Origin of the sequence: Argonema antarcticum A004/B2 (assembly GCF_023333585.1) — a bacterium.
GTDB classification, from domain to species: Bacteria; Cyanobacteriota; Cyanobacteriia; order Cyanobacteriales; family Aerosakkonemataceae; genus Argonema; species Argonema antarcticum.
Genome location: NZ_JAIQZN010000059.1, coordinates 1 through 24751, shown reverse-complemented (window position 1 = coordinate 24751; position 24751 = coordinate 1). Strand labels below are relative to the sequence as shown.

Annotated in this window: 25 protein-coding genes and 1 pseudogene; 15 read left to right on the top strand and 11 right to left on the bottom strand. The window is 45.2% G+C overall.

Going from position 1 to position 24751, the window contains the following annotated elements; all coding sequences use genetic code 11:
• The first annotated feature begins 29 nt into the window (after positions 1–29).
• The 4 genes from LAY57_RS22700 to grxD all read left to right on the top strand — a co-directional run bounded on the left by LAY57_RS22700 (position 30) and on the right by grxD (position 2253).
• A complete protein-coding gene (locus LAY57_RS22700; protein WP_249069132.1) occupies positions 30–743 on the top strand; it encodes a lysophospholipid acyltransferase family protein in 714 nt (237 codons plus the stop codon).
• A 116-nt stretch (positions 744–859) separates the two neighbouring features.
• Positions 860–1480, top strand: a complete 621-nt coding sequence (locus tag LAY57_RS22695; protein WP_249069131.1) for a hypothetical protein — start codon at positions 860–862, stop codon at positions 1478–1480.
• A 52-nt stretch (positions 1481–1532) separates the two neighbouring features.
• Positions 1533–1772: a BolA family protein gene (locus tag LAY57_RS22690; protein WP_249069130.1), complete on the top strand. Its 240-nt coding sequence runs from the start codon at positions 1533–1535 to the stop codon at positions 1770–1772.
• Positions 1773–1929: 157 nt separating this feature from the next.
• Positions 1930–2253, top strand: a complete 324-nt coding sequence (gene grxD / locus LAY57_RS22685) for a Grx4 family monothiol glutaredoxin (RefSeq protein WP_249069129.1) — start codon at positions 1930–1932, stop codon at positions 2251–2253.
• A gap of 516 nt (positions 2254–2769) precedes the next feature.
• On the opposite strand, the gene LAY57_RS22680 is transcribed toward grxD, so the two are convergent.
• On the bottom strand, positions 2770–3018 hold the full coding sequence (locus LAY57_RS22680; protein ID WP_249069128.1) for a DUF6761 family protein: 249 nt from the start codon (positions 3016–3018) through the stop codon (positions 2770–2772).
• A 393-nt stretch (positions 3019–3411) separates the two neighbouring features.
• Between LAY57_RS22680 and LAY57_RS22675 the strand changes: the two genes are divergently transcribed.
• The 4 genes from LAY57_RS22675 to LAY57_RS22660 all read left to right on the top strand — a co-directional run bounded on the left by LAY57_RS22675 (position 3412) and on the right by LAY57_RS22660 (position 6398).
• On the top strand, positions 3412–4170 hold the full coding sequence (locus LAY57_RS22675; protein WP_249069127.1) for a response regulator transcription factor: 759 nt from the start codon (positions 3412–3414) through the stop codon (positions 4168–4170).
• A gap of 176 nt (positions 4171–4346) precedes the next feature.
• A complete protein-coding gene (locus LAY57_RS22670) occupies positions 4347–5573 on the top strand; it encodes an RNA-guided endonuclease InsQ/TnpB family protein (protein WP_249069126.1) in 1227 nt (408 codons plus the stop codon).
• Positions 5574–5901: 328 nt separating this feature from the next.
• A complete protein-coding gene (locus LAY57_RS22665; RefSeq protein ID WP_249069125.1) occupies positions 5902–6141 on the top strand; it encodes a hypothetical protein in 240 nt (79 codons plus the stop codon).
• A complete protein-coding gene (locus LAY57_RS22660; protein ID WP_249069124.1) occupies positions 6138–6398 on the top strand; it encodes a type II toxin-antitoxin system RelE family toxin in 261 nt (86 codons plus the stop codon). The genes LAY57_RS22665 and LAY57_RS22660 overlap by 4 nt, the downstream gene beginning before the upstream one ends.
• A 208-nt stretch (positions 6399–6606) precedes the next feature.
• Here the strand turns inward: LAY57_RS22660 and LAY57_RS22655 are convergent, their stop codons facing one another.
• The 5 genes and pseudogenes from LAY57_RS22655 to LAY57_RS22635 form a co-directional block, all read right to left on the bottom strand.
• A complete protein-coding gene (locus tag LAY57_RS22655; RefSeq protein ID WP_249069123.1) occupies positions 6607–7362 on the bottom strand; it encodes an ABC transporter ATP-binding protein in 756 nt (251 codons plus the stop codon).
• Positions 7363–7759: 397 nt separating this feature from the next.
• Positions 7760–8341: pseudogene (locus tag LAY57_RS22650) on the bottom strand (hypothetical protein).
• A gap of 71 nt (positions 8342–8412) precedes the next feature.
• A complete protein-coding gene (locus LAY57_RS22645; RefSeq protein WP_249069122.1) occupies positions 8413–8682 on the bottom strand; it encodes a hypothetical protein in 270 nt (89 codons plus the stop codon).
• A 120-nt stretch (positions 8683–8802) separates the two neighbouring features.
• The gene (locus LAY57_RS22640; protein ID WP_249069121.1) at positions 8803–9240 is read right to left on the bottom strand and encodes a DUF4079 domain-containing protein; all 438 of its coding nucleotides are present in this window, start codon (positions 9238–9240) and stop codon (positions 8803–8805) included.
• A gap of 215 nt (positions 9241–9455) precedes the next feature.
• Positions 9456–9845, bottom strand: a complete 390-nt coding sequence (locus LAY57_RS22635; protein WP_249069120.1) for a DUF1830 domain-containing protein — start codon at positions 9843–9845, stop codon at positions 9456–9458.
• 621 nt (positions 9846–10466) lie between these two features.
• Here LAY57_RS22635 and LAY57_RS22630 point away from each other — a divergent pair.
• From LAY57_RS22630 to LAY57_RS22620, 3 genes are all read left to right on the top strand, one after another.
• Entirely contained in the window at positions 10467–12038 is a 1572-nt protein-coding gene (locus LAY57_RS22630; protein WP_249069119.1) for a photosystem II high light acclimation radical SAM protein, read from the top strand.
• A gap of 130 nt (positions 12039–12168) precedes the next feature.
• A complete protein-coding gene (locus LAY57_RS22625; protein ID WP_249069118.1) occupies positions 12169–13539 on the top strand; it encodes a DICT sensory domain-containing protein in 1371 nt (456 codons plus the stop codon).
• Positions 13540–13547: 8 nt separating this feature from the next.
• Entirely contained in the window at positions 13548–14252 is a 705-nt protein-coding gene (locus LAY57_RS22620) for a pentapeptide repeat-containing protein (protein WP_249069117.1), read from the top strand.
• Positions 14253–14369: 117 nt separating this feature from the next.
• Here LAY57_RS22620 and LAY57_RS22615 read toward each other — a convergent pair whose 3' ends face one another.
• Genes LAY57_RS22615 through clpS form a run of 4 tightly spaced genes read right to left on the bottom strand, consistent with a single transcriptional unit; the run spans position 14370 to position 16133 of the window.
• Entirely contained in the window at positions 14370–14717 is a 348-nt protein-coding gene (locus LAY57_RS22615) for a DUF5615 family PIN-like protein (protein ID WP_249069116.1), read from the bottom strand.
• Between the two features lie 8 nt (positions 14718–14725).
• Positions 14726–14971, bottom strand: a complete 246-nt coding sequence (locus tag LAY57_RS22610) for a DUF433 domain-containing protein (protein ID WP_249069115.1) — start codon at positions 14969–14971, stop codon at positions 14726–14728.
• A 44-nt stretch (positions 14972–15015) separates the two neighbouring features.
• On the bottom strand, positions 15016–15834 hold the full coding sequence (locus LAY57_RS22605; protein WP_249069114.1) for a CPBP family glutamic-type intramembrane protease: 819 nt from the start codon (positions 15832–15834) through the stop codon (positions 15016–15018).
• A gap of 17 nt (positions 15835–15851) precedes the next feature.
• Positions 15852–16133: an ATP-dependent Clp protease adapter ClpS gene (clpS, locus tag LAY57_RS22600; protein ID WP_249069113.1), complete on the bottom strand. Its 282-nt coding sequence runs from the start codon at positions 16131–16133 to the stop codon at positions 15852–15854.
• 533 nt (positions 16134–16666) lie between these two features.
• On the opposite strand from clpS, the gene LAY57_RS22595 reads away from it, so the two are divergent.
• Positions 16667–17041 (top strand): hypothetical protein, encoded by a 375-nt coding sequence (locus LAY57_RS22595; RefSeq protein ID WP_249069112.1) that lies wholly within the window; start codon positions 16667–16669, stop codon positions 17039–17041.
• 24 nt (positions 17042–17065) lie between these two features.
• Here the strand turns inward: LAY57_RS22595 and LAY57_RS22590 are convergent, their stop codons facing one another.
• Complete coding sequence (locus LAY57_RS22590) at positions 17066–17260, bottom strand: hypothetical protein (RefSeq protein ID WP_249069111.1); 195 nt, start codon at positions 17258–17260, stop codon at positions 17066–17068.
• A gap of 687 nt (positions 17261–17947) precedes the next feature.
• Here LAY57_RS22590 and LAY57_RS22585 point away from each other — a divergent pair.
• The 3 genes from LAY57_RS22585 to rne all read left to right on the top strand — a co-directional run bounded on the left by LAY57_RS22585 (position 17948) and on the right by rne (position 24675).
• Positions 17948–18307: an STAS domain-containing protein gene (locus LAY57_RS22585; protein ID WP_249069110.1), complete on the top strand. Its 360-nt coding sequence runs from the start codon at positions 17948–17950 to the stop codon at positions 18305–18307.
• Between the two features lie 315 nt (positions 18308–18622).
• Complete coding sequence (locus LAY57_RS22580; RefSeq protein WP_249069215.1) at positions 18623–21415, top strand: TIGR03936 family radical SAM-associated protein; 2793 nt, start codon at positions 18623–18625, stop codon at positions 21413–21415.
• 950 nt (positions 21416–22365) lie between these two features.
• Positions 22366–24675: a ribonuclease E gene (rne, locus tag LAY57_RS22575; RefSeq protein WP_249069109.1), complete on the top strand. Its 2310-nt coding sequence runs from the start codon at positions 22366–22368 to the stop codon at positions 24673–24675.
• Positions 24676–24751: the final 76 nt, after the last annotated feature.

Here is a 24751-nt window from a genome sequence, read left to right as displayed (position 1 = left end):
ATGCTTCGATGTAGTTACTAACCTTCCCTATGACGATCCCGCTCAACTCTTCTGCACAAACCCTTGCAACTTCAACACCGGCAAAGGTAACTACTGTTACCTCTCACGTTGCGCCTTGGTTCAGTCAGTTGGCTTATCCCTTGGGGCGTCGGATTATTTTACCTTTTTACTTCGGTGAGATTTCGGTGACGGGTCGGGAACATTTACCCACAGAAGGGCCAGTTATCCTAGCGCCCACCCATCGCTCTCGTTGGGATTCTTTTATGGTGCCCTATGCAGCTGGTCGGGATATTACAGGGCGGGATCTGCGGTTTATGGTTTCGGCTAATGAAATGACAGGACTCCAAGGCTGGTTTGTCCGGCGCTTCGGAGGTTTCCCCGTTGACACCGAACATCCCGGAATTGGCAGTTTGCGGCATGGAGTTGAGCTACTCCAAAATGGGGAAAGTCTGGTTTTGTTTCCTGAAGGAAACATCTTTTTTGACAACCAAATCCATCCGCTTAAACCTGGATTGGCGCGTATAGCCCTACAAGCAGAAGCGAGCAAATCTGGCTTGGGGATAAAAATTGTCCCCATCAGCATTAAATACAGCAAATCCATACCCCACAGAGGCTGCGATATCAAAATCAGCATCGGTTCTCCGCTGAATGTCGCCGATTACCGCACCGAAACAGTGAAAAAAGGGGCACAACGTTTGACTGCGGATCTGGAAACTGCTCTTCGGATGCTGCACGAGAGCTAACATAAAAACTGTGTTTAAATTATTTTTGTCAGATACCGACCCACTTTTGCCTGGGAATGGTAATATACTCCGAAGTAAATATCCATCCTGTTTGTGCTAAGACGCAAACCTAGTTCATGGTAGTTTCTGGATCTGTTCGCTTACTCCACCTCAACGGCTTCACTTTCCTGCCTCTCCTGGCAGCTTTGACTGTGTTTGCACCATTCCAAGTCCAAGCACAGGAATCTTCCCCGCCAGCTGCTCCCAATCAAGTCCAGCCTTTGGAAGGGACAGAGACGAACGAGCTGCGTCCCCTAACTCAGGATAATAGTTTACTTAGCCTCCAAGGCGGGCAGCGTCTCATGTCTGAAGCCAGTAGCGCCGTTTCGGCTCAAAACTATGCTTTGGCGATGAAGAAACTCCAGGACGCTCGTCAGGTTTTCAATCAGTTGTCTAACTTCTATCAAGAGTTAGCTGGCAGTTTCTCAGGGATCGATAACCGCATATCTGATACCCAACGGCGCAAGGCAGTAGAAACGGCGCAAATGCGGGATGAGGCAACCTATCAGCTGGCACTGGTACACCGGGCGCAAAATCAGCCTGAATTGGCTGTGCCGTTGCTGGTTCAGATTATTCGCTCTCAAAATCCGACTCGCGATTTGGGGAAAAAAGCCTATCAGCAGTTATTTGAATTGGGGTTTGTGGATTCGCCTTACCCCAGAACTGGGAATAACTCGCCGTCTTCTTCGGCTCAATAGTTAAAGTAGATTTAAAACAAAGAGCGAACCGTTTTTAAGCGAGAGGAATGGAATGATTAGTCCCGATCGGGTTGAAGCTATGATTAAGGAGGAATTTCCTGATGCACTGGTTCAGGTTCAAGACTTGACCGGCGGCGGCGATCACTATCAAGTGACGGTGGTTTCTTCTTTGTTTGAAGGCAAGGGGCTTGTTCAACAGCACCAGATGGTTTACGGTGCGCTGCGACAAGCGATGTCTTCAGAAGCTATCCACGCTCTGGCTCTGAAAACCTCGATTCCCCAGGCTCAGTAAGCCCCCGATTAGTTTGCTTGAAGCGGCATAACGCTCGATTAACTACCAAGCGTAGGGTGACCTTAGTATTTTCTAACCCACAATTGCGCTGAAAAAAATACTGGACAACAAAGCGATCGCGAGTCGATCGCACTTTACACGAAGGCAGTGAAGAATTATGACACCGGAACTCAAAGAACGAATTGACAACTTGGTAAAACACAATAAAATTTTCGTGTTCATGAAGGGCAACAAGCTTATGCCCCAGTGTGGTTTCTCTAACAATGTGGTTCAGATTCTCAACACATTGGGCGTTCCCTACGAAACTTTTGATGTCTTACAAGATCAGGAAATTCGTCAGGGAATTAAAGAGTATGCCAATTGGCCGACTATTCCCCAGGTTTACATTGATGGTGAGTTGGTAGGCGGCTCTGACATTATGATCGAGATGTATCAAAAGGGTGAGTTACAGCAAAAGGTAGAGGTTGCGTTAGCATCCTAGAGCAAAGGCTCTTGCCTTATCTTGGAGGCTGGGGCGAAGCATTTCCCAATCAAAATCATTGATTTTTCCTTGATTCGATCTTGGGGAATGCTATCTCCCCAAATACTAATAATTTCCTCTTTCGTATTTACTATGCTATTCGCTCTCTGGAGCAGAGGTATAGCAACCGCTCTCGTCGGTTAGGACATTTTTAATTCCACCAAACCCTTGATTCTAGACCCTTTTTCCCCTAGTTCCTAGCTATATAAAAATGTTATTTTTTTGAACAAAAGCATAACAACTCCGAAAGAGCCCCATTCTTTGTAGGTTGGGTTGAGGTAAGAAACCCAACCTACAAAGCTAAAGCCTAAGCACTTTGCTATAAATGAAATTTACACAAAAATGAATAAAAAAACGATAAGGATTGTAACCGAAAACTAAAAATTTGGTACCTGTAGACCGTTTAAAAGTATCATCCACAGGCAACAGGTGAAAATTTTTTTCGGGTAACCTACTGATGCCAATACTAAAAAAGCATCAGTAGTAGTCGGATTGGGGTTGAGTCTGTGGAATTTCAAAGTTCGATCGATCGTATATGTAACGAGTTGCTTCCTCCTCTAAGCGATGGATGCGGTATGGTTCAATTGCGTTGGTATGCCGCAGTGCAGCTAAATAGCCGTCCAAATATAACCGCAAACTATCGTATCTATAGCCGCGATGCCACATCTCGACGAGGGCGTCGGTAAGTTTTTGGTAGTGGCGGATAGTATCAGTGTCCTGAAGCATGATCGTATCTTCAATTTGTCTGGTGTCTACTTAAGTTGACGCCTGTCGGCAAAAGCTTTTTTGATTGTGGCTTTGTCGGCTGGGGCGCTAGCGCAGCTTTGGCTTGATCTACAGGACCTACAATTAGATTGTGGGGTGTACGATCGCTACGTTACCTTTATTTTAGCTATATCCCGGCGAAGTCCTTACCTTTGTGGCTGGATCGACTCGGTGAGAAGGCCGTAAATAAGGACAGACGATCGGCCCTGGGAGTACCCAGAGGAGCAAGCCTGCATCCACAATGGAATAGTCAGCAATAAAAATACAGTCCAGTCCAGGGTAGCGATCGTTACAAAATTGTCAAAACGGCTCTGTTAAGGTGAGATTTAATAAGGGCAAGGAAAGCAAGCCTCCGTGGAATCAGTTGGAATTCAAATTATTGAGGTAAATCCGCATCTGCGATCGCTGCTAGGTTGGCACTTGCAGCAGGCAGGATACCGGGTTTATCAAGCCGCCAACCTCTATCAGGCGCGGGAAGTTTTTCATCTGCGCCAACCTACACTCGTAATCATCGATTCGGAACTTCCCGATGGGGATGCTTCTGAGTTTTGCGGGTGGCTGCTGCGACAGCAACAGCCGTATATTATGATGCTCTCGGCTCATAACACTGAAGCGGATATCGTTGCTGGGTTAAAAGCTGGGGCAGATGATTACCTGACGAAGCCTTTTGGTATGCAAGAGTTTTTGGCGCGAGTTGAAGCGCTGGTGCGACGCAACCGAATGGCAATTCCACCCGCTTACCTGGATTATGGAGATCTGAAAATCGATTTGGTGCAGCGCCGCGTCCGCTTTAAAGAAGATTCGATCGATCTGACGCCCCAAGAGTTCAGTTTGCTCTATGTCTTGGCTCAAGCTGGCGGACTGCCGCTGAGCCGTTCGGAACTGTTACATAGAGCTTGGCCCGATGAGATCGATAACCCCCGCACTATAGACACTCACGTTCTCTCGCTGCGTAAAAAACTCGAAATTGACCCGCGTCAACCCAGCTTAATTCAAACAGTTCGGAATGTGGGCTATCGCTTTAATCCTGAGTTTCTGAGAGGGTATGGATCTGGGGTAAATGCAGTTCCAGAAAATCTAGCTAATTCTGCTCAATCTTACTCATTTTTATAGCTAAATGCCAATAATGAGTAATTTTTAGGCCCTGGGGTTTTCAGCGCTGCCAGAAGGGCAGTATAGCAGTCTCCAAGGCGGTTATAGCAAAAGTTAAAACTCAAATGCTTGCTGTCAATTGGTTCTAGCGTTTGAGGATGTCTTAACCGCCCTGGCGGTTGCTATATAATCAAAACATGAAGCTAGTTGAACGTCATATCATTACAAAAAACCATCCCCTCTGGTCAGAAATTGACCACAAAAGTTTTTTGTCGAAAAATTTGTTTAACCTAGCTAATTATCATTATCGTCAACACTTCTTTCAACACCACCAGAAATTAAACTTTAATCAACTTTATCACCTCCTAGCACAAACCCTGGACTACAAAGCCTTACCCACAAAAGTTAGTAAGCAAATCATCCGCAGATTAGATTCAGCATGGACAAGTTATTTTCAAGCTGTAAAAGCCTGGAAACAAAATCCCGAAAAATTCTTAGGTCAACCAAAAATACCAAGATATAAACATAAAACCAAAGGGCGCAATATTCTCCCATATTCTCATGAATCAATCTCGAAAAAAGCCTTAAAAAAAGGAATTTGTCAGTTCTCCATGAGTGAAATCCAAATTCCCACATCACCAAAGGAAATCCTAGAGGCGAGGATAGTGCCGAAAAGTAGTTGTTATGTAATCGAAATAGTTTATGAAAAAGCCGAGGAGACAACCAATCATCAACAAATAGCAGGTATAGACTTAGGAGTTAATAACTTAATGGCTGTAACTACCAATCAAACAGGCGTCAGACCTCTATTGATTAAAGGCAGACCACTAAAAGCGATTAACACCTTTTACAATAAACAACGTTCCAGTTTACAATCCCAGCTAAAACTCAAGCATAATCAAACCCAATGTCAAAGATTAAAAAATCTCACTCATAAACGTAACTGTAGAGTAGAAAACTATCTACATACAGCCAGCAGAAGAGTCATAGATTGGTGTAGACAGCATCAAATAGGAATCCTAGTAATTGGGCATAATGCTACCTGGAAACAATCAATTAACTTAGGTAAAAGGAATAATCAACAATTTGTGAACATTCCACATTATAGGTTAATAGAAATGTTGAGGTATAAAGCCCAATTGAAAGGAATAAAAGTAGTCATTACAGAAGAATCTTATACATCTGTTGCCAGTGCTGTAGATGGGGATGATGTACCTAAATATGGGGAGAAAAAACCTGAATTTCAGGGACATAGAATAGCTAGAGGATTGTATAAAACAGCGAATGGTAGGTTATTAAATGCCGATGTGAATGGGTCATTTAATATTACTAGAAAAGTAATTCCTGATGTATTAGACCAAGGAATAAAGGGTTTGCCGTTTAACCCTGTGGTGCTTGACCCACTACGAATGACTGGACTTTAAGCCTTTGAGTAGGTTTGAGTAGGTAAAGTTTGAGCGGTTAGATGAAACCCCCCTTCCCCAAAAACATTATAATTATGGGTAGAAGCCCGAGGGCTTTAGCCCCGCGTTTGGGAGGATCTCGCTCAATGCAGGCTTGGAATATATGCGAAGATTCTCCTTGACTGTGGTAGGAGTCAAAATCGCTACAATTAAGGCATCGATTTGGCCGCCCGCGCTATGATTTCCATCCCATCAAGGAACTTGTTATAGGATAGAATCACGATCCAGCTACTTTGAGAATCCTGAAGAAATATGCTCAGTGTAGAATTAAAAGTAGAGGAAAGTTCTGATGGCTGAGAATACCGTGAAAGTAGACATCTCATTTCAATCACTGCTGGAAGCTATTTCATCACTGGGAATTGCTGAAAGATACAAGCTCTGGGAATTTTTGGAAGCTGAATTATTCCCGGATGAGGATGATTCTCCAGAAGACATGGCCGAAATTCAAGTTGCCCGTGCTAACTACAAAGCAGGAGACTACACAACTTTCGATCAATACATGGCAGAACGGGCAAATAAATCTACATGACCTATACCATACTTACGCCTAAAGCTGTGCAAAAGCAGCTAGATGCCGTGCCGAATGATGTCTACGAGCGTATCGCTGTCAAAATCATGCAACTTGCCGAAAACCCGCGCCCAGATGGGGTGGTCAAGCTGAAAGGTGTTGATAATGAGTACCGTATTCGGATCGGTGATTATCGCGTTCGTTATGAAATCGGCGATGAAGAACTCATCATTCTTTTATTACAATGCAAACATCGGAAAGATGTTTACAGAGCATGATATTTCTTCACATCTTATTGTTTTGATATGGCAGAGTATTTTTACAAAAAATAACTTTTTCGGGGTTGGTGATTAATAAAAGTTATCTGTTAGCTAGTTATAAATGAAAAAAAATATCTGCCATGCTGACTTCATTAGCTAATTTATCCTTCTGTTCCTTTTCTGCGACTTATTCAGCAAGCCCTAAATAATAAAGTGCTTTGACCTTTCAAAGCCATTCATCAACCGTCTGCTGCTCCAATTGGATAAATGTTTCGCGCAGCTTGCTCCAGTCAAGACTAGCAGCTTCTACGTCTTGAACGAGTTCTCCCTGTTGCAAATGCAACACTCTCGTACAAAACTGCTGTGCTAGATCTAACTGGTGATTAGCCATCAGAATCGGAATTTTAGTTTCCTGGGCCAACCGGATCGACACTTGTAGGAGATGGGATGCACGACCGGCGTCAAGCGCGGAAGTTGGCTCGTCTAATAATAAAATTTTAGGTTGAATTACTAAGGCGCGTGCGATCGCTACTAATTGTCGCTGACCGGCTGAAAGTTGTACCTCAGTGCGTCCTAGCCAATCTTCTGGTATGTGTAACCGCTCTATCCAGTAGTCTACTCGTTCCTGAATCTCTTGTGGTGGCAAGCGTCGTAGCAGCAGGGGATAGGCGATTGCTTCTCGAACTGTCATCCCCAAAAGTTTGGGTTCTTGTAGTGCTAGGGTGACTTGCTGACGTAGCTGGATGACGGGGATTTGCTGGATATCCTGATTTTCCAGATAAATTGAACCATCGTTGGGCGAAATCAGTCGGTTCAATAGTCGCAGTAGTGAGGTTTTGCCAGCGCCTGATGGCCCGACAAGGGCAATGCGATCGCCTGGAAATACCTCAAAAGAAATATTTTTGAGCAAATACTGTAAACTTACAGGTGCCCTTAAGCTCACCTGTGCTAGCCGTAATATGGGAATTTGTGCTGTTGGCAAGGCTAAAAATTATTGAATAACTCAGAAGCTTTTATCCAGTTTATCGTTTTTCCACTTAAGTGCTGACATATTGCAATTATCCAATTTAGACATATTTTCTTTAAACTTACGACGATTCATCTCGTGTTCGGTTGCATCGTTAGTGTATGAGTGCGATCGTTAAATTGTCTGTTGTTATCGTTGGTTAAATTTTACCGCAGATGAAGACAGATGAACGCAGATAAACGCAGATAAGAATAAGAAGAAGATTTTTTAAGGTAATCGATGCTACCGGACATGATATCAGTTCTAAAATTTGATATTCTTACTCTGCTTCTGCTAGCACAAGCGGATGCGAATCTTGACGGAGCCTATTGATTTGATATGAATATTAATCTCGATAATTCCGTGTGAATATCTAGTACCGATGGAGTGCAGTCCAAATTGTCCAACCATCAATCAATAGCAATATCAGACTCACACCCAATAATATTAAATACATCCAGGGTTGAGCTAAAGGACGAATATCCGTTGTATCAATACCCGTTTTAGCTTCCACCTGCTTAACCATTTGAGCAAAACCAACTACACGCATAGGTAACAAATATCCTTTCCCGGATTTACTCACAAAATAGTAAACCAGTCCCCCTTGACCTGTGGTACGACATTTTAATTCTTACACTTCTGTCCAAGGTAAAGACCAACCTTTACGAAACAAAGGGGGAACCCAGGGGGGATACGTTACTTGTATTGCTTCCTCATCTAAAATCACCCGTTCGCTTAATGCGCCATAAAGTGCGATCGCACCCAGACCAATCCCCACCCACAATAACATCGGCGGTACAGCTGCCGCCGTCACCTTCGCCAAAAAAGGTAAGGGTATCGTGAGTCCTACGTACAAACACAAAAGCGTCAGCCAGATTAAAGGAGAAATACGGAAGACTGATGGCTGAGATTCATCAGAGGAAGTGTTTATCCGATCGACGGGATTACTTAACACAGAATGTTTCTTGATTATGTATATAATAATACTTTTTGGGCTGTAAAACTTCAATCAGTAACTGGATGTTTTTAGGCAACAACCTTATCCCAGTTGTCTATGACGCAGACTTGGACTTTAGCGTGACTGAGTAACCGCTGGATTTGATGGATTGGCATGGCGGTAATCGCGTAATCTTTTGCAGATACACGATGAACCTCAGACATCCGCTGACGATAGCTAGCAACATCAGCGCGGTTGAGGAAAACCATCGTGTAATTACCTTGCCGAGATTTTTCTACCACCGGCTGACCGTTTGCGCCCACAATAAAGAAACCTGATGCCAAAGGAGAATAAGACATTTTTTTTCATCTCTAGGAGAACTTATTCAGTATGATTACTGAATTTTCACCTAGATCGATCGATCTCAGGAAAGATATTCGCAAATCTTTAAGTATATTTACATCTCGTACTGGTTTGTCTTATGGTAGATACTTCTGGACAACGATCCAGCCGGTCAGCGAAACCAAGGCAAATCCGACCAACAAAATAACATTTGTGCCGATGTGGAACGATCGCGCCCAACGATGCTGGGAACCAATTTGGGTGGCACTTCCAGCCGAAAGCAACACCAATCCAACTACTGCCAAGCCAACTGGTAAGTGTACTGAGTGGTTCAAGCTGCCATAGTGACCCAAAGTACCGACGATGCCGATGGTTAGGAGCAGTAATACCAAGGCTACCATTGTACCGCCAATCCCATAGTGCAAAGGTTGCAACCAACTAGGTCGCTCTAGCCTTGTGCTACGAAGGTAGAACATCCAAATGCCGCTGGCAGCTAGCAGGAAATAAGCTACAAGCGAGAATCCCATAGACCAAGCGGCGATTCTCCATAACCACACAAAATCAGGTAAATTCAAACTATTTCACCCTATTTTCGGGTTTCAGTTGGATGAAGTACAGCCGGAGAAACCCGGTTTCTTCAAGAAACCGGGTTTCTCTCCACGTTTCTCTGTACCTCACTCATCTGAAAACCGCTCTATTTGCAAAAATGGGATGCTCCCAATTCGGCTTTTATTAACACAGAAGGCAGAGAACAATACTTTTATTTTGAAGCTTTTTTTGAAATCGTATTTTAGCCTACAGCGACTAAAGCCAGAGTTGTTAAAGATGGCGTTATCTCTACATTTTTCTTAATTCCTTCTCTGTTGGGGGTTTTTTCTTTTTCTTCTTGCTGTTTTTGAGTGGGAGGGACTTCCTGTTGAGGGTCTTCGTCGAGCCGCAAGCGATCGCAAGATATCTTGTCTGATAAAATCGCACTTGCCATCATACCCGTATGGATTTCCAGTACCCCCTCTACCATAGTTTCAAAGACGAGCCGTTGCCCTGGAAAAACAACCCGCTCAAAGTACCAGTTGGGAATATTGGTTATCCTAGCGATCTGAACCTTACTCGTCGCATTCACGTAGCAGCAGAGAATGCCATTGTTGGAGTTAGGCGGTAGGGGATCGAGAATTTGAGCCATAACAGCTAATGAGGATGTGTGTCAAACTTGGTTACATTAAAAAATGTAACATCTCCGATCCCCGCGTGCTGTAACTCCGACTACCAACTCAGCAAATTTAGCAAATTTATGTCTAAAGATGGAGATAAAGTTGGTAATCTACACTACGGAACTACAGATTACTTCCTTCGCGCTACAAGATTATGTAGGGGCGAACGCGAGTGCGTGCCGTAGGCATTAGCATTCCCGGCGAAAACTGATGTGTGAGACGACAGATGATCGCCGAAATGCTTCCCCCTTCTCAAGATAGATATTCTTCTGGCGCGAAGGTAGTAACCCAGTAGCTTTGATTTGAGGAGTGCGAAAGCCTCAACCCAATAGTGACAAGCTGCTTGACGGCAGTCCAGCGTAAGGCCACCTACATTTTCAGCAAATCAGTTGCGATGCTAGCCAAGCAGGCCCTATGCCTAGTGCGAAAATTCAGCGAAATTACGCTATCGCTGAGAAAACCTGATGTTATCGTAAAGTTATATAAAAATAATCATAATTTCTTAGAAGCCCACTACAGGTAGCAATGGCTCTTAGCATCTATTTGACTGTTGCTTCTAAGTAGACTCATAGCAATCCTTAATACAGAAGCCCATGACGGAAACTCGCATACTCTATGTCCGCCTACCCTGCAATCCTATTTTTCCGATCGGCGTTGTTTACTTAGCCGACCATATACACAAGCTGTTTCCAGAAGTTGGACAGCGCATTTTCGACCTGGGAACAGTGCCACCCCTTGATTTTGCCAATGCCTTGGATGCTTGTGTCGATGAATTCAAACCGACCCTACTGGTATTCTCTTGGCGGGATATCCAGATTTATGCCCCAGTAGGAGGTAGAGGCGGTAACCCACTCCAGCACGCCTTTGAGTTTTACTACGCGCCCAATCCGCTGATCAGATTACGGGGAGCCCTGGGAGGTCTGCGCGTCACGACAGCGTATTATACAGAACTGTGGCGTAACCTGGGATTAATTAAACGGGGGTTAAAATGTGCTAAGAAATATAATCCAGAAGCGAGGACGGTAGTTGGTGGCGGTGCAGTCAGCGTATTTTACGAGCAGCTGGGAAAAAGTTTACCATCTGGAACAATAGTGTCAGTGGGAGAAGGCGAGGCGTTGCTGGAAAAAGTTTTGCGTGGGCAGGATCTTAGAGACGAACGCTGTTACATTGTGGGAGAGACTTCGCCGCGCGATCGCATGATCCACGAACTCCCCACTAACATAGAAAAAACCGCCTGCAACTACCACTATATAGAAACCATCTGGCCTGAGTTTAGCTATTACCTGCAAGAGGAAGACTTCTACATCGGCGTGCAAACCAAGCGCGGTTGCCCTCACAACTGCTGCTACTGCATCTATACCGTCATAGAAGGCAAACAGGTACGCATCAACCCAGCAGAGGAAGTCGTCGCAGAAATGCGCCAACTCTACGACAGAGGAGTTCGCAACTTCTGGTTTACCGATGCCCAATTTATCCCAGCTCGTAAATTTATCGACGATGCTGTAGAGTTATTGCAGAAAATCCTCGATGCTGGCATGGAAGATATTCACTGGGCAGCATACATCAGGGCAGACAACTTGACACCCCAGTTGTGCGACTTGATGGTAAAGACGGGAATGAATTACTTTGAAATCGGTATCACCAGCGGTTCCCAGGAACTCGTGCGGAAAATGCGAATGGGTTACAACCTCCGCACCGTCTTGCAAAACTGTCGCGACTTGAAAGCAGCTGGATTTAACGACCTCGTTTCGGTAAACTACTCATTCAATGTCATTGATGAGCGCCCGGAAACCATTCGTCAAACCATTGCCTATCATCGGGAACTAGAGCGGATTTTTGGAGTGGATAAAGTCGAACCGGCTATCTTCTTCATAGGATTGCAACCGCATACCCATTTAGAAGAATATGCCTTTGAAAATAACATCATCAAACCAGGTTACGATCCGATGAGCTTAATGCCGTGGACAGCCAAAAAATTGTTATGGAACCCAGAACCCCTTGGTTCCTTCTTTGGCGAAGTTTGCCTCCAGGCATGGCGTCAAAATCCTAATGATTTCGGACGCGAAGTGATGAGGATTTTAGAAGAAAAACTTGGTTGTGCTGACTTGGAAGAAGCCTTGACTGCATCTATTGAATCAAAAGAAAAACAGCTGGTAACTGTTTAATAACATCTTTTAGAACAGGCATCTTGCCTGTCATAACTAAGAGGCAGGCAAGATGCCCGCCCCACAAAACCTAAAAACTTCCTCTCTTCCTTCTTGTCCTTTGCGTCTTCGTGGTTCGTTAAATAAAATTATGTTAGAAGGTTCAATTTTACAACAGCTGGCAGATGCTCATAAATCGGGACAAAGACCGTTGCGTTTTGGAGTGTATTACAAAAACACTTTGGTTGCCCTATGTCACGCGCTGGAAGATAGTATTTTAACTTCCAACACGGCAGCGTTAATGATTACGGCATTTCAACGGGGCAAATGGTATTTGCAAGAGGCGGAACGATATGGCGAAATAGCCCAAAAGTCTCGCCAAATTGTAATTATGGCGGCACCGGATAGCGGCTTTGGAGAACACCCGACAAGCAAATTGTCTAATGTAGCGCTGGTGGGACTGGAAACAGTTGACCCGGTGGCTCAAGAATGGCATTTGATGATCTTGTCGCCCAGTTACACGGCGATAGTACTTTGTCAAGAGTTATCCCCCGCAGATTACGGGCCTGAAGGGCCACCAGAGGAAGATAGAGAGCGCAAATTTTACGGGTTTTGGACATTTGAGCCAGGTTTAGTGTTGGAAACGGTAGAATTAGCGATCGCGCACATCGATCGTTACGACCCAGAACTCCAGAAAACCTTAACCGCGCAAGTGCAAGCAATTACCGCCGAAGCTGCTAGCGCCGAACAAGACAATCTGGGTGAAATTGTCTCCCGCGTGGTGGAATATCTCCATAACAGTCAGGAAGATTTAACTGCACATGAAATAGCTGCATCCCATCACGAAGAGTTGGATCTAAATTTAGTTTCCAACGAGTTGCAAGCCTTTGTGCGAATGGCGCAATTAATGGAATTAGCTAATACCGGCAACCCAATGGCAACTGCCGAAGTAGCTGCGTTGGCAGAAGTGATGGGGCAACTTTTGGATCTCCCCGCTTGGCAATTGAAACGACTGCGTTTAGCAGGTTTGTTGCACGGATTAGTGCCTTTGGGGGTAAAAGCGGTTACCGATTTGGAAGAAGCACCTTGTTGCCCTTTGGAACCTGGTGTGCAGGCTTTGCGTGGGATGCCAAGGTTACAAGCTGTAGCCAGTATTATCACCCATCAAACCGAGTGGTGGAATGGTAGCGGAACTCCTGCTGGTGTGGGCTATGATGCCATTCCTTTAGAATCGAGAATATTGGGTTTAACAGCACATTTTGAGTATCGCGTCAACCAATTAGCAAAAGAATCGGAAAACCTCAGCCGCGAGGAAATTTTGTCTAAAGCTTTGGCAGAATGTCAGGCGCAAGCAAATGAGCGTTGGGACCCCAAATTAGTGGAAACCTTGACATTGTTAGTGATGGGTTTGCAACAGGGATTAAACTTGCCAATAACACCGCCCAAAGTAACATCTGGGATGTGGTTACTAAATCCTCCATTGCCTGCTGAATCGAAAAGTTATCAAGAAACCAGTACTTAATAAAGTTCATGGATATAGAAGCCATTCGTGCGGGGAAAGTTAAACAACTGCCTGGAGCAATTTTAGAAGATGAAGACCTCTCAGGCAGTAATTTGCGGGGCGTTAACCTAGCTGGCGCTAACCTAGTTGGGGCGAATTTGAGCGGTTGCAAACTCGAAGGCGCTCGTTTGGAGGGAGCTAATTTATTGAGCGCTCAATTAACAGCAGCCGATTTAAGGGCAACCCTGTTGGGTGCTAATTTGATGCAGGCAGATTTGACTGGTGCTGACTTGCGCGGAAGTAATCTGCGAGGCGCTAATTTGATGGGTGCAAAGTTAACTCAAGCATCTTTTGCTGGTGCTTTTTTGAGCGGTGCCAACTTGATGAGCGTAAACCTAAAAGGGGTAGATTTACGTGGTGCAGATTTGCGGGGTGCCAATCTCAGCGGTGCTAATTTGCAGGGTGCAGATTTGAGTCAGGCAGATTTACAAGGAGCTACTTTAAGTAATGCCAATTTGGAAGAAGCAGATTTGCGGGGTGCGAATTTAACGGGCGCGAATTTGACTGGCGCAAATCTTCTTTGTGCTGAATTAGAAGATGCCAATTTGCTTGGTGTTAGTTTAGTAGGAGTTTGTTTAGTTGGTACTGCTTTGGCTAAGGTTGAGCCGCTACCGTCAAAGATTCAAATTCCTTTGAAGATAGCTGAGATGGAGCATATTAAAACAGAAGAGTAAAATGTAGGGCGATCGCTTTTGCCAGTTCTAGAATTTTGGCAAGTAGTGCAGGGAAAGAGTTGTGAAATTACAAGAGGTTTTGAACTTAGCGAAGCAGCTTTCGCCCCTAATCTCCTCTTAAGGTAGCGGACGCTGACGTATCTGCGATCGCTCCACAACAGTAAATCTTCCTGACAAAGACAAACCTTCTACATTTAATAAGCGAAGTAAATTTTCAGCAGGTTCTTCGGGTGTCAAAGGCTGATAACGAAAATAGACAACACCGACTGGCGCTCGCATTCCTAGTCGATAAATTAATTCACCATAATCTCGGTCAAACGTAAGTATGATTCGCTCTTCATTAACTGCACGCACTAGAACTTCGCGATCTTCTGCACCCACAGAATCTTCGCTACCGTAAGCTACATCGTAGCCTGCATCGCGCAAATACCTTACGCTGCTGCGGGGAAAATTTTCATTAGCCAAAAACCTCATCACCCAGCCTCAGCCATCAATGGAATTGTGAAGAAAGATTGTTCGCGCATACATTCAGCAGCAAAGGCAAATACTGCTCTGAGTGCTTCAGGAGTTAGAGAAGGATAATTATCCAAAACTTGTTCTTCTGTCCATCCAACTGCAAATAACCCCAGCAGAAATTCAACTGATAGTCTAGTTCCTTTCACAACTGGTTTACCTACCAAAATTTTTGAGTCAGAATGGATGTATTCTCGCCAGTCCATTTGTTTTACCTATAGTAATTTATAAAAAAATGCGATCGCTCTCTCTACCCCTGCGCCCTTTTCCTCATCCAAAACGCTAAAATACCCAAAAATATCAACCCCATTACTCCAGCTAAAGGATTTCGATCGATTCCTGTTACCCATTCAGGAACACGGTTAGAAAATTTTACTAACTGCCCTACATTAATAATGTAATAACCCCAAACTAAGCCAGCGTGCAATCCAATAGATAACCCCAGACGCCCCTTGCTTCCGCGCTTCGCCCAAACCAACGTCAACCCCAATAGCAACAGCGCCGGAAATGTAGGCAAGGTGCGAATCATTTCTTTAAAGGATTTCAGAAAATGCAGACTGGCAAATATAATTCCATCAGCCCATAAAACTGTATTGGGACGATAATCTCGCTGCAACTCATTTAGCAACCAACCTCGAAATACTAACTCTTCGGCAAAAGCGACACCCAAAGCACTGATAAATCCTTCTATAATTATCTTGAGTAATCGATCTGAATCCTGCCAAACAACCCAACCTAACAGTCCTTCCAGTCCAAATAGACTGAGGGTGAACAAAAGGCCAATATTCAGCCCTTTCACAAGTTCTAAGACATTTTGCCGCGTTCTTACTAAACCATAGATTTTGAGCAACTGAGGTTGCCGATAGATATTCTTACCCCAAATCCTCAGCAGCACAAGAAACTCGGCGAATAACAATCCCATTGTCAGGATAGTCACCAAGTTCTTGTCATTGCCCAAAAAGTAAATTGGGGCAGCCAGGGGCAACCATAGCAGCAGTAAAGTCAGGAAAAACCCAGCCAGCCGTATGGGGGCGGGATAGCTGGCTAAATTAACGAGTTTAATTTCCACTAAACCCCTATTTCTGGCTACTCTTCAGGTTCAATAGTACTGGTCAAACCATGATTTTTCAGCGTTTCGCAATAAAACTCTGCGTGTTCTTGAGCGCAGGCAATCACCAAGGCAATCCCACTGTTGTGAGCTTCCATCATAATGCTGACCGCTTGGGGCTGGGTCAGATTAGGCACCGTTGTCAGCAATACCTGCACCACGTACTCCATCGGGTTGAAGTCATCGTTATGCAGTAGCACCCGATAACGAGGCGCAAGTTTACGAGACGTTGAACGCTTTTCAAGGGTCTCGATAGACACTGCTTTATCCTCTCCTTAAATTCGATAATATTAAGCAACTCATTCAGATTTATTAGACTGACTACCGAATATCCTTGAAATCCGATATTTTATGGAAAATGCAAATTTATCTTAGGTGTTGCTTACCTAAGCTTGCTGCCAATTTTGTGGCTTTTTATACGGTTTTAAGTAACCAAAGGCACGATTTGGATTTTTGCTTTATAGTCCTTAATACTTACTTATACCATCGAATCTCAGATCTAGCCACCTAAATTGCAATTTTTAGAAGAACTTGCTCGATCGATCTGGCAAGCGATATGAATAAGATGGCCCTTCGGGGGCTATGCACTCAATTCCCAATAGCCGCTAATTCTTTTGGTGTCTAACTTCCCGTGCGATCGAGCTTGACGATCTCAATACAGATCTGGTATCAGAATCTGTAAAGCGTCGCGTCAAAATTTCCCTATGTAATCGCACTGAAGAAGGTTTGGCAGGAGCCTACTACAATAAGTAGGCAGCAAAATATACAGTTTTGTCCTGTGGAGCAAGCGGTGATGATTTCTGCTATTAACTTTCAGCCAAACCAAATAGTCTGTTTGGAGCATGAGGAGACGCGCCTGTACGCAGAAGTCATTCAAATTGTGCGATCGGGCCAGATGTGCTGGGCCCGCCCTTTGATGCTAGTAGTTCCTCAATCCTTTAGTGAAACCCATAAAGACCAGTCCACTTTGTATGACTTACGTCAAGGCGCGGATCTAATCTGGCCTTCTATTTTATTCCGAGCGGCTCTTGATACTGAGGTTATGCCGCTTTTTACTCACTTACAGGCATCAAAAACCCAACCTGACAGTAGCCAAATGGCACACCAACAACTCCAGGATTTTGTCCGCCAAGTTTGGTTAGCCCACCAAAATAATTTTATATTTTAGCCATTAAGATAGAAAAATACTATCTTAATAGCTAGACACCAACTGAATTCGACCGGCATCCATCTCATCCATCAATAGTTCCAACGCTTCGTAATCCACGTCTGAGATGTAACCCAGTCGCGTCAGTTCATAGTTGATTTCATCCTCAATATCGGGAGTCAATCGCCGAATAAAGAGAGCTTTTTCTACAAGTTGACGAATCACGTTTTTAGCTTCCACGGTTGGTGGGCAGAACTCCTTTATATTGCAATTTTCTGCTGTATATTTCTAGCCGCGAGTGATCTTAAACGTTTACCATCAGTGATCTTACTCACAGCGATATTTATAAAATTTATGATTTACTCTTAGCATAACCATTGGGTTGTAGCCAGCGGACTGGTATTGGCATCGTGCCGGGTCATACCCGTATTTTGTCTAGTCAAGCATTTTTGGCTTTGTTTGGTCAAATAGCTGCGTTGACCTTCCTTCTTAACTAATAGCAAATTTTCCAGGTTTCCGGAAATAGCTTTTAACTGCTGTAGACAAGACAAGGGCTTTTGCAGCTAGGGTGCAACTATTTTTACAACTTGATAAGTTAATACCGATCGCACGGAGGATGCGATCGTCTTAACTTATCCTTTGGACATAAGCTGGACTTATATTTACGGGGTCAGTCTTCTTTAGTATGCAGTGGCTGTATCCGTGAAAATACTGGCTCAGCTTTAGCTTGGCTGGGGCGATGGGATGGCACTTCCGTATCTTTGCATACTTTTTAGCCAGACTTCTTTCTCAAAACTTTATAAAAGTACCCATGTTGGATGAAGATTCCGTGAAAATGCCTAAAGAGAGTGGTCAACGCTGACAGGTAGCATATAAAGTCAAAGACATACAGTGAGATATTTATTTTTTGTTAAGGGGGATTGAATCATGCAGACAACACTAGCATCTTCGCAAATGACACTTGTTAGACCTTACGGCCATCTCAACGCTGCCAACGCCCCTGAATTTGGAAGAGAGCTAACAACAGCTATTAGCTCCGAGCGCAAAGCTAGGGTGCTGGTTGATATGGAAGAGGTAGAATCCCTTGACAGCGCTGGCTTAATGGTATTAGTTTCTGCCTTAACTCTAGCTCAGCGCCAAAATCAGAGATTTAGCCTGTGTTGTCTTTCACCTTCAATTCGGATTATCTTTGAGTTGACTCAGTTGGATAGGGTGTTTGAGATTTTTGAAAGTCGCACCGCTTTTGAAGCTAGAATAGATCTGTTTGCAACAAATTTGGCCGCCTAGCTCATATACAATCGATACAATTTCGATCGATACTTGAGGATGATAACAAAAATATAACCGTGCCTTACCTGCTTTTTGACCTGTTTTGGGGTTGAAGCAGAGTTTTGGCATGAAAAAAGCTGACTGCTTGAGCTAGGTGTCTTTGGGAATGAGGATAATCAAACAGAATCAAGCTCAGGCTTTCTGCCGACATTAACGAAAATAAATTCGTTTCTTAACTTCCCAACCTTGTCAGCGATAACAGCAAGTATGATGAATGGATAGGGCAGACACACTACAAATGCCTTGTCTGTAAAATCAAACCTGAGTTTTATCGTGGCAGTAGCAGTAGAAGAATTACTAACAGCAGATATTCTTAAACCAGCTCGTTACCTGGGCAACGAGCTAGGAGCAGTGCATAAGCCTTGGAATGAGGCAAGCGTGCGTTGGGTATTGACATACCCCGAAGTGTACGAAGTCGGGGCATCTAACCTGGGTCATATAATTCTCTACAACATCTTAAACACTCAGCCGCGACAGTTGTGCGATCGCGCCTATTTACCTGCACCCGACTTAGCAGCTAAACTGCGATCGACCTTTACTCCCCTTTTTGCCGTTGAGTCGCGTCGCCCTCTTACAGATTTTGATATCTTGGGTTTTAGCCTGAGCTACGAACTTGGAGCAACCAACATTCTAGAAATGTTGGACTTGGCTGGAATTCCCCTCACCTGGCGAGAAAGGCAGGAGAGTGGGGGAGTGGGGGAGTGGGGGAGTGGGGGAGCGGGGGAGTGGGGGAGCGGGAGAGAATACCCAATCACCAGTCCCCAATCACCAGTCCCCAATCACCAGTCCCCAATCACCATTCCCCAATCACCATTCCCCAATCACCATTCCCCATACCCGCTGATTTTTGCGGGTGGACAGACGGCAACATCCAATCCCGAACCTTACGCCGACTTTTTCGACTTCTTTGCCTTGGGAGATGGGGAAGAACTGCTGCCTGAAATTGGCTTAGTGCTGGAAGAAGGTAAGGCAGCTGGGTTGAGTCGAGAAGCATTGCTGCTGGATTTGGCACAAATACCGGGCGTCTATGTTCCCCAGTTCTACGATATGGCTGCCGATGGGTCAATTCATCCCAATCGCCCGGATGTTCCCGATCGCATTTTGCGACGGGTGGCGACTCCCATGCCAGCTTATTCGATCGGACTGGTTCCATATATTGAGACTGTACACGATCGCCTGACGATTGAAATTCGGCGCGGATGTACACGCGGTTGTCGCTTCTGTCAACCAGGAATGCTAACTCGTCCGGCGCGAGATGTAGAACCAGAGCAAGTAGTAAAAGCTATAGAGGAGGGAATGAGGGCGACTGGCTACAACGAGTTTTCTCTGTTGTCCCTCAGCTGTTCCGATTATCTAGCTCTACCGGCAGTGGGGATGGAAATCAGAAATCGTCTCAAAGACGAAAATATTTCCTTGTCCCTACCCAGTCAGCGGGTGGATAGATTTGACGAAAATATTGCCAATATCCTTGGGGGTAACCGGCAGAGTGGGCTAACTTTTGCTCCTGAAGCTGGCACTCAGCGGATGCGGGACATTATCAACAAAGGACTTACCAACGAAGAATTGCTGCGGGGTGTAAAAACTGGTTTTGAGCAGGGATGGGATAAAATAAAGTTATACTTTATGATTGGTTTGCCAGGGGAAACCGATGTCGATGTTTTAGGCATTGCCGAAACAGTCCGCTGGCTACAGCAGCAATGTAGGGCAAAAGGTAGGAAAACGCTTAATTTCACTCTGACGATTTCTAACTTTACGCCTAAACCTCACACGCCGTTTCAGTGGCATTCCGTCTCAACAGCTGAGTTTGAACGCAAGCAGTCACTGCTGCGCTCTGAATTTCGCGGCATGAAGGGAGTGAAGGTCAACTTCACCGATGTTCGGATTTCGGCAATGGAGGATTTTATAGGCAGGGGCGATCGCCGTTTGGCATCTGTACTGCGTCGCGCCTGGGAATTGGGTGCAGGGATGGACGCCTGGTTTGATAGCGCCGATCGCGCTTTTGCAGCTTGGGGAGACGCGATCGCCCAATCCGATCTAACCTGGAAATATCGCCAGGTAGAAAACGGCGAATGGGTACTGGGGACGGGGAAAGAACAATCGCCAATTCCCAATTCCCAATTCCCAATTCCCAATTCCCTTCTCGATAAACCTCTGCCTTGGGATCGGATCGATACCGGAATTGATAAAAACTGGCTAAAAGCTGATCTGCAACGATCTCTAGAAGCCGCAACGGTTCCAGATTGCTCGTTTGAAGGCTGTTCCCACTGCGGTGTCTGCGGCGTTGATTTCGGTCACAATGTTGTCGTTGAGCCTCCACCCATCCCTGAATTTGTGGGCCATTTTGTTCCCAAACAAGAACGGGTGCAGCGCTTGCGAGTTTGGTTTGGTAAGCTAGGTAATATGGCTTTAGTGAGCCATTTAGATTTAGCCCGCTTGTTCGATCGCGCTGTGCGGCGAGCTTCCCTACCCATTGCTTTTACCAATGGATTTCATGCTTCTCCCCGCATTTCCATTGCTAATGCGCTCCCTCTGGGCGCTACTAGCAGCGGTGAGATTGTAGACTTTGAGTTAACTGAGCATATCGATGTGGCGACTTTCCAAGCAAGGCTAGTCACCCAACTCCCCGGTAATATTCCGATCTATCGGGTTGAGGAAGTTGAACCGAGGACTCCCTCGTCCGCTCAGTTGTTGGAGGGAGTTGAGTATTTGATTACGGTAGCTGCTGCTGCCGATGCTTCGACCGATCGGTGGAAGCAGTGGATTGAAGCAATTCTAGCCAGTGACGCTATTTTGTGGGAGCAGACAAGCAAGTCAGGCAAGAAGCAAATGGTGAATCTGCGCGATCGCTTATTTGAATTAGAGCTTCAGGAGAATAACTCTCCTATCGATCGGGCTCGGTACGTACGCTATGTTGGCAGTTGTCGGAATGACGGTAACCTGCTACGACCCGATGGTGTCATCTATATGTTGGCACAAGTCAATGCTTGTGAATTTCAACTGCTCCACTCTCACCGCTTGAGCCTCATCCTACAGGTTCAAAACTGTAGTAACCCGATCGTGGTATGAGATCCTCAACAAAAATATGATAAGATCCCATTTAGAGTTAATCAAAAATAGGAGTCAGGGCGACTTTAGCGCAGCGGCGCGAGGCCCTAGCAATCCTACTTGCGAGCGATTAACTCTATAAACAAAATTTGGTCATGCTTGAGTACTGGGGAACATCCCCAACAGGCAAGTAAAAATTAAAAAGTAGAAACGTAGCGAGAGTTACTCCCTTGTTTCTTTTGCCTTTTTACTTTTGCCTTTTTCAGCGCTTCGGGCAGAGTTTGATGCTGCTTCCCCTTAACAAGAGGGGTGTTAGAGCAATAAACTTTTATACTCTGACATATCACTGACTCCCAAATAGAATTTGGGACTTTGTAAAGAACCAGAAACCAACTGGTTTGAGCAAGACCTATCTCTGATAAGTAGTGAATCAGCTGAACGTGGCGATTTAAAACACATTCGGGGTCTTGATTCCCTGTCGATCTAGAACACCAATTCAGTAATGCCAGAAAGCGGGTTTCTTTGGGTTAGAGCAACGAAATATTGACCTTGACAACCAAAGAAACGCGGTTTCTCATCGCCCCAGCGCGAATACTAAATCGGTGTTTTAGGTAGCGAAGCTTGTTTGACACGAGTAAAAACTCGACTTATTCTTCTGATGTGGCGAAACATAACCCAACCGATGCGGTACGTAAGTACATCTGACTTTTGCTATTCGTTAAAAGGGAAATTTTAGTGCGTAATCGACCTAGAAGGGCACTACACAGCTTAACCATTGAAGATTGTTTTCAGACTTTTGTAAAGGTGGCAATGACCAATTTGTAATTTCAGATTGAAAAAGGGAAGATTGTTAATTCAAGATAAATTTGAAATGGCAATTATTCAATTTGAAATTTCCTAATGATTGATGTATCTGTGCCTTAAAGCAGGTCTATATCCTGCTATATTTTGCTAATTTTTGAGGAATTTGAATGCCAAAGCAAATAATTATCGCTGAGCAGCATCGCATCGCTGCTGTATTTTCCGAAGATCAAATTCAAGAATTAGTTGTTGCTACCGGAACTCACCAAGTAGGTGACATTTATCTCGGCATTGTTGAAAACGTACTTCCTGGTATAGACGCTGCCTTCGTTAACATTGGAGACCCCGATCGCAACGGATTTATCCACGTATCTGACTTGGGGCCACTGCGCTTAAAACGCACCGCTGGGGCAATTACAGAACTGCTGACACCCCAGCAAAAAGTTCTAGTGCAAGTAATGAAGGAGCCAACAGGAAACAAAGGGCCTAGACTCACTGGCAACATTACGTTACCAGGACGCTACTTGGTGCTGATGCCGTTTGGTCGGGGTGTAAATCTATCGCGGCGCATCAAAAGCGAAAGCGAACGCAACCGGCTGAGAGCCTTAGCTATTTTGTTAAAACCAGCAGGGATGGGTTTGCTGGTGCGAACAGAAGCTGAAAATCGGCCAGAAGAAGCTATTATTGAAGATTTAGAATCATTGCAAAAACAGTGGGAGGCTATTCAACAAGAAGCTATCTCAACGCGGGCACCTGCACTGCTAAATCGGGATGATGATTTTGTCCAGCGCGTACTGCGAGATATGTACAGCGAGGATGTGAATCGGATTGTGGTAGATTCGCACACAGGCGTCAAGCGGGTGAAGCAACAATTAATGAGTTGGAGCGTCGGAAAGGCACCCCAAGGGGTTTTGATTGACCATCACCGCGAGCGTCTGTCGGTAATGGAATACTTCCGCGTTAACGCTGCCATTAAAGAAGCCCTCAAACCTAGAGTAGATCTCCCCTCTGGAGGCTATGTCATCATCGAGCCAACAGAAGCACTTACCGTTGTTGATGTCAACTCCGGGTCTTTCACTCGATCGGCTACAGCCCGCGAAACCGTTCTCTGGACAAACTGCGAAGCCGCTACCGAAATTGCCCGTCAGCTGCGCCTGCGTAATCTTGCTGGTGTAATTATCGTTGACTTTATCGATATGGATTCCCGGCGAGACCAGTTGCAGGTGTTAGAACACTTTAATAAAGCGCTCAAAGCCGACAAAGCAAGGCCGCAGATTGCCCAACTCTCCGAACTAGGCTTAGTAGAACTGACCCGCAAACGGCAAGGTCAAAACATTTACGAATTATTCGGTCGTCCTTGCTCTACCTGTGGAGGATTGGGCCATCTAGTCCATTTACCCAGTGAAACTGCCGCCCGTGAATTCGCTTCCCAGGGGATAATAGCACCCGCGCCGAAGAGCGATCGCGAATCGACAATACTGCCTCCTGTCGCTGGTTCCTCGTACCGGAGCGAATCGGCTTCCCAGACAACCGGCCTGTCCCTGCCGAAGAGCGATCGCGCATTTCCAACCGTAGAAGACATCCCAGACGGTTCTGGAATGCCTTCCTTAAGAGATTACCGTTCTTCAGAAAGTCGTCCAGTTCTACCCACACCCTACGGACAAGCAGAAGCTCCACGCGACTCTTTTGAACAAGAAAACTACTGGGAAACAGACCCTTACGCAGACGATCTGGGAACCGGCTCGGATCTAGACGTGGATGTTATGAATCATCCCAGCTATCAGGAACGCGGTGTAGCAAATAATTCTCGCCGTCGGCGTCGTCGCCGCATTGGTGAGGAAAATGAACGCCCAGAAGAAGAGTCCGGCAAGCTGAATCCTTTCATGCCTTCTACTGCACCAGCTAGCCCCATAAGTACCGATCCAAAATGGATGAGCGAGCCCGAACCGGCTACTTCAAAGCCGTTTTCGTCAACAGGGCCAAAATCCATCCGGCTCGATCCATCGCGGATAGAGCGACCTGCTAAGCCAGAAACTTCACCTCCAGAGATAGTTTCTGTAGAAATGACCCCAGAGGAACAGCAAGTTTATGCGTTTATGGGCGTGTCGCCGATTGTGCGTTTAAATCGGCAGCTTAAAAATCCCAAAGCCGCAACTGTGATCGTGAAGTTGCCGGGACAAGCAGAGGAAGATATTGCTTATGAAACAGCACCACCAAGTACAGGCAGAAGTGATGTCTCTAGTACAGAGGTGGACATAACAGTTCCGAGCTTCCCAACTGAGCAAGATTTTGACTCAGACTCGAAAAGAGAAAACCAAGACACAGATACCGCTGACGCTGACGCTGACGCTGATTTTCGTGCTGAGCCTAATGATGTAGGTATGACATCAAGCGAATCCGACGATCGGGCCGATTCTGTAATGCTGCGGCGACGTCGCCGCCGTCGCTCCTCAGCCACGGATGGTGAGAACAACCAGTAAAAAAGTCAAAAGTCAAAAGTCAAAAGTCAAAAGTCAAAAGTCAAAAGTCAAAAGTCAAAAGTCAAAAGTCAAAAGT